This is a genomic window from Shewanella sp. SM55 (assembly GCF_025654025.1).
Taxonomy (GTDB): Bacteria; Pseudomonadota; Gammaproteobacteria; order Enterobacterales; family Shewanellaceae; genus Shewanella; species Shewanella oncorhynchi.
Genome location: NZ_JAKKRS010000013.1, coordinates 46,933 through 59,443, shown reverse-complemented (window position 1 = coordinate 59,443; position 12,511 = coordinate 46,933). Strand labels below are relative to the sequence as shown.

The window sequence follows — 12,511 nt, the reverse complement described above, 5'->3', positions numbered from 1 at the left end:
CTTTTCCGGTATATTTTTGCATTTCTTTTGAGAAGCGGCTCTAAATTCTGATGATTTATTCTGTCACGCTATCCCTTTACTCACTCTTATTTGAGCTGACTAAAGCTTTAAAGCGAAGGTCACTCTTGCTCAGAGGGGTAAGTGCCTCGGCTTGGGTGAGATATTGCATAGTGATGTGGATAGCATCTTGATGGTGACTAAATTCCCTAAAAATACGCTTTGCAATCAGCAGATTTAATTGATGTGTAGCTAATGAGGCATGCTCATGCTTTATCTGTAAAATAACATCTTCTAGGGAGATAGGGGGAATTTCTTCCAAGGTTATAAGAAAGGCTTTTGCGACAGTCCTGGCGTGTGATAAATAGTCTGAGTGCGCATCTAAGGCGTAAATATGCTTGAAAATGTGTTTGGCTAGGGCTTTATTGCCGTTGCGATAAAAAGATTCGCCATCAAAACAAATATCCCCTAGTCCTTCCATTATCTGTCTAGGGTTATCCGATAGAGAAAGCGCTTCAATTTCTTTTTGGTATTCCGAAAACTGATCCATATTCTCGACCTTACTGGCAATACAGTGTGACTTTTCGACTATTGAAGTGGGAAGGCTGACAATCTTAGCAAATCCACAAGGTTAAAGCGTAACGGTCTGAATAAAATCAACATCATTTCTGCAAACTCAAGCTTAATTTCGGTATAAAAAAATGCCACTACAAGGGGTTAGTGGCATAAATGCATAAGTCGGGCATACGCTTAAAAGGGTGGGTAGAAGACTGACATCTTGGCTGGGAACCGTTGCAACATCAGCCTCTACGCCGGGAAGTGGGTAAAACCTTTGGGAGTAGAGTGGTAAAACGGCGCGTTATTGCATGCTTACTGGGCCGTCGATTTTGTTAAATGTCACATCGCCAGAACCTGCCGCAAGAATCGTTAATCCCTTAGTGTTAAAGACATTAATGTTGCCTGAGCCATCTGTGATGGTCACAGCACTTTGCACATTGGCGACCTCTATGTTGCCCGAGCCGTCATCAATTGCGATATTGCCGCGAATATCGGTCACCTTGATGGCACCAGCGCCATCTTCAATGGTTAGGCTGCCGTTGATTTGGCTGATTTCAATATCACCTGAGCCATCCTCTATGTTGATATTGTTACCACCGTTGATAGTGAGTTCACCCGAACCGTCTTTGACGTTCATGTCCGACGTCATCTTGTTGATCAAAATAGCCCCTGAACTGTCATCTATATCCAGTGTAAAGTTCGCAGGGACTTGCAGTTTTAGGTCTATATAGGGCGAGTCATTGTTAGAATCTGTTTGCTCAAAGTTGGCCTTGAGCTTGGCTTTATTGGCTTTTTTCTCAAGGGTGAGAATGACTTTGCTGTCATCGTTGCCGTCCTTATTGCTATAGATGTCGGCGACGAGTTTAATTTGGCTAAGGCCTTTGACACCGATAATTTCCAAACTGCCTGCGCCAGTTTCTGCAATCAGGCCTTGTAAGTCTTGGCTATCGAGTGTGAGTTCGCGTTGTTGGTGGTCTAAGTCTGGCATGCCTGCTGCGTTCACATTAAGAATGCAGCCAGTGAGCGATACCCCAGCAGTAAAAAACACTATAAAAGCGAGGGTGAATATAAATGGGCGTAGTGACATGTTAGCTTCCTTGTTTATCTGGCACTCGATTTTTTGGGTGAGTGCTGAGTCGTCTTGCGATGTGTAAGACATTGCACAGCCCATGCCAATTTTAAGTTTCATTTATAATCAATTGGTTAAGCTGAAAGTGTCCGAGGTTAACTGTGCGGACATGTCCGCTACATGGGTGATTTACTCATAGATTAGTGAAATTGCTCATTTATTAAGTTAGTTTAAGCTCCGTAAGTCACGCGGAATCAAAAATACAAAAAAGACAAGAAGGGATGCTGATGGATTATTTAACAACAAACAAAACGGCTTGGGATGCGCGCACTCGGGTACATTTAACTTCTGATTTTTATGATGTGGCGGGCTTTCTTAGTGGTAAGACTTCGCTGCGGGAAATTGAGCTAGGTGAACTCGAGGTTGCAGGTAAAAGTTTGCTGCATCTGCAATGTCATTTCGGCTTAGACACCTTGTCGTGGGCGCGAATGGGATCGAGAGTCACTGGCGTCGATTTGTCAGAGGTCGCGATTGTTGAAGCGCAAAAGCTGGCAGAACGGACACAGTTGTCCGCCGAGTTTATCTGTAGCGATGTTTACAGTGTGGCGAGCAAGGTTGAGCCTCACGATATTGTGTTTACGTCCTATGGTGCCATTGTTTGGCTGCCGGATTTAACCCTATGGGCGCAGACGGTTGCCGACTGTTTAACACCCGGCGGACAGTTTTACATGGCCGAGTTTCATCCGGCGCAGCAGTTGTTCGATGGCTATAGCTATTTTAATCGGGGTGAGCCAGACATAGAGCAGGAAGGCACATATACCGAAAATACCGGTGATGATCAGCAAACCTTAATGTGCTGGTCGCACAGTTTATCTGAAGTGATCAATGCGTTATTGCAGGCGGGCTTAGTGTTGGAGTTTTTCCACGAATTTGATTTCAGCCCCTACAACTGCTTTGAAGGGCTCGAAGCGCAAGAAGATGGTCGTTATGTGTTAACACACCAAGGGCAGAAGGTGCCCTTGGTGTATAGCATCAGCGCGCGTAAGCCCGCTTAATCACTGCCGTTTTGTAATCGCGATGATCAGCGACTACGGTAAACCGGATACTTAAGGTATTGGTTGTCGTAGTAAGGGCTGCGTTCATAGAACCAGCGTAGGCGTGCCTCAGGATCGGCGGCAAACTCGGCATTGGTCAGTGCTTTGTCGAACTCAGCTTGTAGCTTAGGATCATCTTTTAGCATCTTGGCCGCCAGTGGCTCTACCGCATAATCTTCAATGTATTCAGTACGAGTGAAGATAGGATTGAAGAAACCCCATTGCAGTAAAGAATCTGGTGATTGCGGCTCAAGCAGTAAAATCGCCAGATCACCTAGCGGTTGATCCGTACTGATTTTAATGGTGCCAGCGGGCAGAGTTGTGCTGACTTTGGTTAACTCTGACTCGGCTTTGACCGTTTGGCGGCCCTCAAAATCCTTAGTGTTAAACACGGGATTGCTGAGGGTATATTGCTGCAATTTCAACTCGGTTGGCTTTTTGAGCGTGGTCATGCGAATGCCATGCACGTTAAGACGATCAATCACTTGAGTCCATTGCGCTGGAATATAGTAAGCACTCGGACGAGTGACCTTAATGTCGGGCACTGTTTCAGCCATCACAGGCAAGTTAGGGTAAAGCTTAGGTTCACCTGTCCAGCGCACAACTTCAGCGCCACTGATGGGGCTCTTTTCAAGTTGATAATCTATGCCTTTAAAATCCCAGCCTTTTTCTAATGGTGCTAATTTCCAAGTAAGGGTGATTAGCGGTGAGGCGCGGTATTTATCTTCTTGAATCGCACTCTTAAGTTTCGTCGCCTGTTCACCCACGGTTTTGAGGGTTTGCGCTAACATCACATAAGTGCCGAGCACCCTTTGCTTAAAGGGCTTTAGGCTGTGGTTTTCAACCAGAATGGTGGGCAAATGGCGAGCATCGCCATAACCGTTAGAGAAGCGCGGGCTTGGATTCCACAGCGACATGCCTTTGTTAATATCGGCGTTATCCACGGCAAAAATCAGTGCGCCGGGAATATGGCCTTGTTCCGTTAATGCCGCTTCAACCGCAGGTCTGTAGCTGTTTTCGAGCCAGCGGTAGCTCGCAGGGCTTAAGCCTTGGGCAAGGTTATAACCAAAGGTAACATCGTATTGATAGTCGATGCCGTCAGTAACATGCACATCGATATACAGATCCGGTTGCCATACGTTGATTGCGCGCAGCATGTGCTGCATTTCTAAGCTGTCGGCCTTAGCATAATCGCGGTTAAGGTTGAGATTATTAGCCGTAGTGCGCCAGCCCATATTCACAGGGCCACGTTGATTTACACGATTAAATTCGCCGCTGCGCTCATGGGCATCAACACTAAAAATAGGCACAAACAAGAGGTTAGCTTTATCGAGCAGGGCACTTTTATCGCCTTGGATAATGTCACGTAGCAGCATCATGCCGGCATCTTTACCGTCGATTTCTCCCGCATGAATTCCCGCCTGCACTAGCACTGTTGGCTTAGTGTTTTGTTTGAGGCGTGCCGATTCATTAATGCCTTCACTGCTGGCGATATACATCCAAATATCGCGCCCTTGTGGGCTCTTACCTAAGCTCACCTTTTGTAATTTATCTGTCTCGCCCGCGAGTTTGTCGAGCCAAGCGATAGTGGCATCGTAGCTTGGACTTTCAATACCGCCACTTTGCTCAAAGGGAGTCGCCCACTCGCTATCAACACTTAACATGAGCGATTCGCTGGCACCATGCCAAGTGATGCTTGGCGGTAAAATCGCATCGTTGACAAAGGTGTTGGCTCGTTTAGGAATGGGCGCTGGTTGTGCTTCTGGCGCTGCAACTGTGGTATCGGCCAGTACATTAGTCGCAGTTTCAGTTGCTTGGCTATTCGCTGCTGGACTTGCATCCTGTGACGTTGTGATTACTGGGGAGCCAACTGCCAATGTTTCGGTGGTAGAGGCTTGCGCCATAGTGGCTGCCGGAGTTGTTTGGGTTGTGGTTTTCGCATCATTGGCAAAAGCATTCCCAGGGTACAGATTGCCCGTAGAGAGACAGGCAATGGCGATAACGGAGAAAGAAAACAAGCGCATGAAAAGAGTCCATCTATCGAATTTTTATTAGGACGGTATCTTTTCATTAAACGCCCCGTTAACGCAAGGGCGGTTAAGGGTTATCCGGTATTTCTGACATGGATTTAAGCACTAAGCGGAATGGGAAAATCGACTAAGCCGTTTTGTTGGGCGTTATCTGAGAAGCTGGCCGCTTGTGATAGGCAATGTCGATAATGGCAATGTCTTTATAAAGTGCTTCGACGGCAATCGCGAGCTGATAAATCAGCCAGCTATAACCTGTGAGCGCAAATCCCTGCGGCACTTGGTCGTTTACGGCTGTCACTGGATCTGCGGTTGATGCTTGAGTGGCTGCAACTAGGGCAAGCTGGAGTCTGTGTTGTAATTCTTGATCTAAACATTCTGGCAGTGTCGGCAATTGTTGAGCTTTACCCGCTACAAATTCTGCAAGTTGTTGCAAATAGAAGGCAAGCTCAGAGGCAACCGCATTAATCTGCAGATAGGCGTCTTTGTCTTCTTCCTGCCAGCGGGTTAAGGGTAAGAGTTCGAGTAAGGTGATTAAGCGCACTTGTTTATTGGCTAACTGCGACAGTAGCACTTTGTGTTTTTTGAGGGTTTGACTTTCCCATTCCAAGGAGAAAAACAGTTTCTTTTGAGTGAGTACGGCCTTCATCGCAGCCTCCAGTCTAGCGCGAAAATCAAGCTCATGATTGGCGGGCGCCTTAAGATGCTCGGCTAAGACTTCGGCCATATTGTCGATGGCATGGGTGAGTTGGGAGCGCCAATCTTGTTTAGCTTTAATCGGAAAAATGAACAGTGAGACCAAAATAGCAATCACGCAGCCGGAGAGGATATTGGCCGTGCGCCATAGTGCCTCAGAGGTGTCATGGTTGGCGTCGCCGACGACGATTATGATGGTAAATCCGGCCACTAAATAGGCATAGCTGTAACGTCCGGCCGAGATAAAACAAATCAAGCTAACGGCTAAGATCAGCAGGCTCATGATTAGCCAATAACTGTCCACTGTGGCAACTAACATCACCCCATAAGCTGAGCCTAAACAAGTGCCTATAGCCCTTTGTAGCGACTTTTCAATCGCGCCGCCTACTTGAGGTAAACTCATCATAATGATCACTATCGTGACCATGCTCCAAATAAAATGCGGTGGCGCCCAAATGGCATTAATAGTGACAGCAACGAGTAAGGCTAGCCCGAGCTTTAGGGCGTGGATTGAGCGGAAATGGCGATAGATAAAGTCGGCAAAGGGTGTGGCTGGGGCAAATACAGACATAGGGCAAAATTCCTTTGAGCTAACTTAGCGATGTTAATCTGGTAGCAGTATCGCAGAAAAACCGTGTCACTTGCGGCCATAGCGCCATAAAGAAATGTAAATTGCGAAATCTAGCAAATTGAGCTTAGTGGATGGCGCGGGAGAGATCACATTAACACTCAGATTAAATAGGCTTAACTGATGCGTGTAGAGGCTGGCCATTATACCGTGCTGCAGATAAAAAAGGCTTGAATAAGCGTTGCCTATTCAAGCCGATATTCAAAGTGTTTGAGTTAGCTTAAGCTGCGCTCACTATCCGCTTTAACATCAACTTCTGTGTATTTATCCATGATCAAGGCACAAGCAGCATCGCCAGTGATATTGAGTGCGGTACGGATCATGTCAAAAACCCTGTCTAACGCAAACAGCAAAGGTAAACCATCGATAGGAATTCCTGCAGCTAACAGCACTGCCACCACTAAGAAGGATGGGCCCGGCACACCAGCTTGACCAATTGCACCTAAGGTTGAGGTGAAAATGATGGCCGCATAGGCTGTCATCGACAGATCAACGTTATACATTTGGGCGAAGAACATGGCCACTAAACCATAATAAATCGCGTTGCCGCTCATATTAATGGTGGCGCCTAACGGCAATACAAAAGCCGTGGTTGCCTTAGAGACTTTAAGATCTTCCTCACAGGTTTCCATATTCACTGGCAGAGTCGCCATTGAAGAGGCGGTCGATAAGGCCATTACCTGCGGCTTCTTCATTGCCGAAATAAACTGGCGCGCCGACACTCTTGAGAAGAGTTGCACCACTAATGGGAAGAAGATAAAGCCGTAGATCAGAATCGCAGCCACAAACACGGCGAATAACTTAAACACGACTTCTAGTGCATCGAAACCGAAAGTGCCGACAGAATCGGCCATCAAACCAAATACACCGATAGGGGCAATGATCATCACGCAGTTGATCATCCACACAAATGCATCGACGACTGTGTTGAGTGCGGCCAAAATAGGCTTAGCGCCATCGCCTTTAACTTTAGTCAGTGCGATGCCGAAGAAGATACTAAAGACTAAGATTTGTAATATGTTACCGCCGTTCAGCGACTCGAACACATTGGTTGGGATCATGCCGATAAAGGTATCCATTACCCCGGGTAATGCGCCATGTTCCTTGGTTACTTCCATCAAGTCTGTGCTGCTGTGGGCGGTAAAATCAACGCCTGCACCCGGTTGGAACAGATTACCCATCAAGAGTGCAAGCACAACGGCAAAGCCCGACGTGACAATAAAAAAGCCGAAAGTGCCAATGCCAATCTTACCCGCCGATGGGCTGTCACCTAAGCTCGCCGCGCCGCTGATGATAGAAACCAATACCAGTGGTATCACGAGCATTTTGATTAAATGGATGAAAATGGTTCCGAGTGGTGCAAACACGCTTGCACTCTCGCCCATGATAAAACCCACCAGTGCGCCGATAATCATGGCAATAACCACTTGCACACCAATGTTACCTAATAAACTCTTGCTCTTCATTCTTGCGAAACTCCCCAGTTGCCGCAGCATTTTGTGTCATGCACAGACGATTTGAACCTAGACGACTCAAGCTTTAATGATTAAGGCTTACTCTAGGCTAAAGGTTCACTCTATGTTAAAGGCAAATGCCCGACATCTTTGTCCGGCTAAAGTACCACAATTGCATAGTAGGGGATTGTGAAACATCACCAACCTTGGTTTCAAAATAACCAAAGTCTAAATCACGTTAACGTTAAATGAGAAATGCTTAAATTTATGCGCTTAAAAATGAATAAAGCTTATTTTATTGTGTTTTTTTAACTTCTGGATTGATGAATTGTGATTTTGCGTTGGGTTGCAGAGTCGCGTTGGGTAGATATAACGACTGTTGAAAGTATCAATTTTAACCTTTGCGTAGTTTTTTCTGTGGTATACAACCCGTTTTTTCCATTATTTATGGATGAACTGACTGCAAGTGATTGGAAGGAGCAGATTAACTTAAAGCCATAGACTTATGTTTTTTAAGCAAGTTAACATGTCACTCTGACGTTAATATGAAGGAGACATTGGTGGATATAGGATCATTCCTTGGCGAATCAGAGCCGTTAAAAAACTGGATTAATAAGTGTATTACTCAGCGAGGCTTACAATATTGGCTTGTTTATCAAGATACTGCGGAAAATGAAACTTTCCAATTGACCACGCAGCTACTGCCAATTGTCGATGATATGAGGGATTGGTCTAATGAAGAAATCGATGAGTTTGAAGATAGTCTGATAAACAATGGTTATTGCTATCTGCTCAATATGGATCAAATCGAGGATGTAATCGATAATCTTAAGCAGCAAAAAGCTCAGCCCAGTGAACAGGAACTGCTTGAAGCTATTATCTTTTACTATGAGCGAGATGCGTTTATAAGCCTTTAATCGGTGCTAATTTGCTTGATGGCGCTATGGGTGACGAGTCACCCCTACGTTACCTTGGCGCTTAGCCACTTAAGATGAGCCCAGATAAACGCCCCGAAATGTCACTTCAGGGGCTCGGATGGATTAAGGTTTACTTTGCTAAGGACTTAAAGTGGTTGTACAGCGTATTGCTGAAACTGCTGTCGTAGGTGAAGCGATAAAACTGTTTATTTACTGATGTATCAAAAGCCTTGTTTAGCTCAACTTCGGTCAGCAAGTAAGGGCTGACTAGGTAGTAGTGTGCACTAACCATTTCGCGCTCAATAGGGTCTTCAACTATTTGAGTTATGGTCAACAGCTGCTCATTACTTGGACTGGTACTAATGCCCCATTCATATTGCGCTTCGGGTTGGCCGAAACTATCGAGAAGAGTGAACTTATTGGGCGTATCTTGAATATACCCGTCAGGGTAAGCGTACGACCAGAAGAGTTGCACTAGCAGCTTAGAGTACATCTGACTTGCTGTTGCAACATCAGTTTCATGTTTGATGGGAGCTTCATTGCGGCAAATCACATCGGCAACTTGCTTAAGATCCATACGATATATCTGTGCAGGCCAAGCGAGTGGCGCCAGTTTAAGATCCGCAGGGAGGTTCACTAGCAAATCTTGCCAGTCAGCGGCACTGTTTTGGTACTTCTGAAAATTCATTTGGATTTCGACATCAGTGCCAGCGTAGACGGTTTTTAATAGGTTGCCCTCGATGATCGGCTCTTTACTGGCATAACCTTGATCGTTATGTGTGGAATTAATCCATTTTTGCATCGGCTCATTCCAACATTCGGTTTCAGTATCCTCTTGAGATGTTTTTTCGATGAGCATAGCGACTTTACCTGAGATTACGCCAGTAAGGCTTTGCTTATCAACACCATAATCCAAGGTGATAAAATGACTGTTGCGTACGGTTTGTATACTGAGTACGTGTAATTCGCCTGCTTGATTGTGCATACTGCTATACACATTATCCCAGTCAACACTGTTCATGGCTTTGTCATCAACCGGCGCTTCCATATAACCGAAGGACACTAAGGTGCTTTCCACCTTATTAGTGACGGCAACAGGATTGGTTTGCAGATAAGCATCAGTGCCAAATCCATACCCTAGGATTAAATTCTCGAAGGCTTCAAATGCGGCGATTAACACTTCGATGGCTGCCAAAATTTCCACTGTGCGCTCATTGGTGAGATTTAGCAGATAATCGTGTAACAGCAGCGTGTCGATAAATGTCGGTTGCAGGGTGATTTCGGGCGAAAGACTAAATAAATCGGCTTCAACTTGTTTAAATCCACTGGCGTATAAGGTTTTTAGTTTTGCTCGGAACTCAATCACTTGCTGTGGCGTTAAGTCGGCCTCAATCATCTTGCGATAGCGTGAAAATTCAATATTAGTCAGCGCATTGATATGACCCGCATGATCGGGCAGGGCAACGATATTCATGCCGCCAGTGGTGGCGTTGGTGTTAGCTGCGGCGGAGCTCATCGCCAATGCTGAGCGTGCAGATGACGCCGCGTTATCAATCCAATTGGCCAACAGGTAATAGTTAGGTTTTTCGGTCTCGCTTTTCCAATCTATTTGATATTTACCATCGGTATCCGTCGTTGTGCTAGGTTCGCCCTCAGAGCAGCTTAAATCCTGGTTAAGATCGACGCACACGTTGGCCCCCGCGATAGCGCCGATATAAGTGACCTGACCTGTGACTTTATGTGCGTATTCTGTGGGTGGCGTCGGCTCTGGGATCGGTGTTGTATCATCTTTATCGTCCGAGCCAGAACATGCCGTCAGCAAACTGGTGGCGATAAGCAAAGAGAGCAGTTTAGGTTTAAACATCTTGTATCCTTACGTGAATATACTCGGCAACTTCCATCGCCATTATTTAAGCTGTGTCTATTTTATTTTAATATGAATCAATATCTTGGAGCGTTTTTCTATTGTTCAAATGTGATTAGCTTTACATTGGGTACGATGACGGGGTAGGCAATAGCGGATAGTAATTGAGAACGCTTTTGATGAGACGTTTACCATTTTTTAGAGAAATCCCTTTCGCTACGACTTAACATCCAATCCTGTAATTAACTCAGGCGACTGTTGTGCTAGTGTTAATTGCTTGTGTATTTTCCTTTCTGTTTAAAAATCAAACAAGTATGCAAAAGTATGAAAGGTGCATACTTAGCTTGAAGATTTTAATGAGAGACTTGAGCTGGTTAGATCGCACATTCCAGCATTAACAGCGGTATGCCATTGGTTTCTGCTTGTTGCATACGTTCTGCCATTTCTGTTGGACTCAGTCCAGGATGGATAGGAATAAGCTTTTTTGATGCCAATAATGTTTTGAGTTCAGCGCAATTCACTGTTTTGTCAATGCTGATGGTCTGGACGTTAAGTTCGATTAAGCTTGGCCAATTATTTGAGCTAATGCGGCTGAGGAACAGGCTATCGAGTTTTATGTTTTTACCCGAAAAGTCAGTGACCTTCATATCGGTCAGCATTAAGGTTTTAAGATTATTACTGTTCAGATTACCGAGTGTGCTGAGCGTGCCACCTTTTAAGCTTAGGGTGTCGAGATTGTTAAAGGCGCTGAGATCTTGCAACGTCACTATGTCTGTGGGGTTAAATTGGCAGTTAAGCAGACTGAGTTCTTGGCTCTGCTGAATAGTGAAGAGTTTAGTTTGTTTTTGGATGCAGTCATTAAGTGGCATATTGCTGAATTTAACGGCGGATATCGGTTGTGAAATTTCAGTAGCGAGCTCCGTTTCAGGCTCATCAGACTCGCTATTGTCTGGCCCAATATCCTCTTCGAGGGCTTGTTCATCTCCCATATCATCGAGTATTGGCGCATCATCTTTAGCCATTTCATCTGCCATATTTTGTGATGCAGTTGGGTGGGGCAAGCCCTGTTTAGCAGCAAATGCATTGATCAAGGCGTTGGCTATTGCATCCCCTTTCTCGCCTGTGAGTCCATCGACAATAGCTGGTGTATCATCGCCTAAAACACAGAGCCGAAATCGATGAAACAGACTCGTTAAGGTGTTTACCCGTGCCTGATTAATATTCATGTCCATTAAGGTTGGAAAAGCGTCGCCTAGGTTTTGGAGTTTAGGGTAAGTGTTGAGCCTATCCACATAGGCGTTGAGCTCTTTGATTTGTGTTCTGAAATCTGCCACAAGCTCTGGTTGATGGCATTGACTCGCATGCGGAACTTGCTGCTGTAATTCTTTAAAATACCTAAGGTACTCATTCGCTAACGTAAGCTGTTGCTTTGCCTTAATCGCCAGACGTTGAGGAATGCCTTCCCTTATAACGGCAAGTGCATCGCCTTGATGACGATCTAACGCATCGTCAATTTTGTCCTCAGGCGCTGTTTCCCCTAATGCAATGGCTTGCTCTATGAGTGGTACTGTTTGGCTGTCAAAAGTCGCCAAAGCCTGATCTCTATCCTGTGCGGCGCTAGCAGGAAAAATACTGCAGGCAAGTAAACTACACAGTGCAATAATTCTTATCTTTTCCATAAGTATCAATATCCGTTTAGCTTCAATTTTCAGATTATTTTAAAACATACATAGTAGGTTCCAGTTAGCTAAGCAGGGGAACATTGCAAAATGTTGATAATTGCTTACCTATCGCCTGTATTTGGTGCAAGTCACCATATTGAAATTTCAATGGTTCAATTTGAGTATCCATCACTATCAACAAATCATACCCATGGGGCTGGCCGAGACGTTGCCGTATTTGAAATGCTGCGATGTGGTTGATGGGGATGACTTGTTGAGTTAGCGGATAGAGCGAACTGACTTTAGTGGTGATCAGTTGTCGTTCGAGATCAATCTGAATACGCCTTCGAGCAAATAGCAGATGCCAACTAAGAAGTGCAATGAATGACCAGATAATCACTTCGCCATAGGACCAATGTTCAAAACCTAGTGCGTTAAATAAGGTGATTGAAGCGACTAGGCTTGCAAAAATCCAGCGCCCAATGCTTTGTGCTCGAGTTTTAGCCATGATTGCTATGGTCGGTGAGAGTTGTTTAAAGTGCATCG

General features: G+C 45.2%; 10 protein-coding genes. 2 read left to right on the top strand and 8 right to left on the bottom strand.

The features are described from left to right. Positions 1-76 precede the first annotated feature (76 nt). Entirely contained in the window at positions 77-547 is a 471-nt protein-coding gene (locus tag L5L91_RS15885) for a hypothetical protein (protein WP_219251733.1), read from the bottom strand. Positions 548-856: 309 nt separating this feature from the next. Then, positions 857-1,642 carry a hypothetical protein gene (locus tag L5L91_RS15880; protein WP_263183200.1) on the bottom strand — a complete coding sequence of 262 codons (786 nt, stop codon included), beginning with the start codon at positions 1,640-1,642 and terminating at the stop codon, positions 857-859. Positions 1,643-1,911: 269 nt separating this feature from the next. Between L5L91_RS15880 and L5L91_RS15875 the strand changes: the two genes are divergently transcribed. Then, positions 1,912-2,679, top strand: a complete 768-nt coding sequence (locus L5L91_RS15875; RefSeq protein WP_263183199.1) for a class I SAM-dependent methyltransferase — start codon at positions 1,912-1,914, stop codon at positions 2,677-2,679. Positions 2,680-2,705: 26 nt separating this feature from the next. Here the strand turns inward: L5L91_RS15875 and L5L91_RS15870 are convergent, their stop codons facing one another. The 3 genes from L5L91_RS15870 to L5L91_RS15860 all read right to left on the bottom strand — a co-directional run bounded on the left by L5L91_RS15870 (position 2,706) and on the right by L5L91_RS15860 (position 7,535). Next, a complete protein-coding gene (locus L5L91_RS15870; protein WP_263237100.1) occupies positions 2,706-4,742 on the bottom strand; it encodes a M14 family metallopeptidase in 2,037 nt (678 codons plus the stop codon). A gap of 133 nt (positions 4,743-4,875) precedes the next feature. After that, on the bottom strand, positions 4,876-6,012 hold the full coding sequence (locus tag L5L91_RS15865) for an FUSC family protein (RefSeq protein WP_173242572.1): 1,137 nt from the start codon (positions 6,010-6,012) through the stop codon (positions 4,876-4,878). A gap of 272 nt (positions 6,013-6,284) precedes the next feature. Then, positions 6,285-7,535 carry a dicarboxylate/amino acid:cation symporter gene (locus L5L91_RS15860; RefSeq protein WP_105250986.1) on the bottom strand — a complete coding sequence of 417 codons (1,251 nt, stop codon included), beginning with the start codon at positions 7,533-7,535 and terminating at the stop codon, positions 6,285-6,287. 548 nt (positions 7,536-8,083) lie between these two features. Between L5L91_RS15860 and L5L91_RS15855 the strand changes: the two genes are divergently transcribed. After that, positions 8,084-8,440, top strand: coding sequence for a hypothetical protein (locus tag L5L91_RS15855; protein WP_263237099.1), 357 nt, complete (start codon positions 8,084-8,086; stop codon positions 8,438-8,440). A 130-nt stretch (positions 8,441-8,570) separates the two neighbouring features. Here L5L91_RS15855 and L5L91_RS15850 read toward each other — a convergent pair whose 3' ends face one another. From L5L91_RS15850 to L5L91_RS15840, 3 genes are all read right to left on the bottom strand, one after another. Beyond that, positions 8,571-10,304: a hypothetical protein gene (locus L5L91_RS15850; RefSeq protein ID WP_263237098.1), complete on the bottom strand. Its 1,734-nt coding sequence runs from the start codon at positions 10,302-10,304 to the stop codon at positions 8,571-8,573. A 374-nt stretch (positions 10,305-10,678) separates the two neighbouring features. After that, a complete protein-coding gene (locus L5L91_RS15845; protein WP_263183193.1) occupies positions 10,679-11,983 on the bottom strand; it encodes a hypothetical protein in 1,305 nt (434 codons plus the stop codon). A gap of 64 nt (positions 11,984-12,047) precedes the next feature. Beyond that, entirely contained in the window at positions 12,048-12,509 is a 462-nt protein-coding gene (locus tag L5L91_RS15840; protein ID WP_263237095.1) for a hypothetical protein, read from the bottom strand. Positions 12,510-12,511: the final 2 nt, after the last annotated feature.

What these genes read in the sequence shown, in the direction of transcription:
- L5L91_RS15885 (WP_219251733.1), bottom strand. Translation starts at nt 547, where the DNA reads ATGGATCAGTTTTCGGAATACCAAAAAGAAATTGAAGCGCTTTCTCTA.
- L5L91_RS15875 (WP_263183199.1), top strand. Translation starts at nt 1,912, where the DNA reads ATGGATTATTTAACAACAAACAAAACGGCTTGGGATGCGCGCACTCGG.
- L5L91_RS15850 (WP_263237098.1), bottom strand. Translation starts at nt 10,304, where the DNA reads ATGTTTAAACCTAAACTGCTCTCTTTGCTTATCGCCACCAGTTTGCTG.
- L5L91_RS15880 (WP_263183200.1), bottom strand. Translation starts at nt 1,642, where the DNA reads ATGTCACTACGCCCATTTATATTCACCCTCGCTTTTATAGTGTTTTTT.
- L5L91_RS15845 (WP_263183193.1), bottom strand. Translation starts at nt 11,983, where the DNA reads ATGGAAAAGATAAGAATTATTGCACTGTGTAGTTTACTTGCCTGCAGT.
- L5L91_RS15840 (WP_263237095.1), bottom strand. Translation starts at nt 12,509, where the DNA reads ATGCACTTTAAACAACTCTCACCGACCATAGCAATCATGGCTAAAACT.
- L5L91_RS15860 (WP_105250986.1), bottom strand. Translation starts at nt 7,535, where the DNA reads ATGAAGAGCAAGAGTTTATTAGGTAACATTGGTGTGCAAGTGGTTATT.
- L5L91_RS15865 (WP_173242572.1), bottom strand. Translation starts at nt 6,012, where the DNA reads ATGTCTGTATTTGCCCCAGCCACACCCTTTGCCGACTTTATCTATCGC.
- L5L91_RS15870 (WP_263237100.1), bottom strand. Translation starts at nt 4,742, where the DNA reads ATGCGCTTGTTTTCTTTCTCCGTTATCGCCATTGCCTGTCTCTCTACG.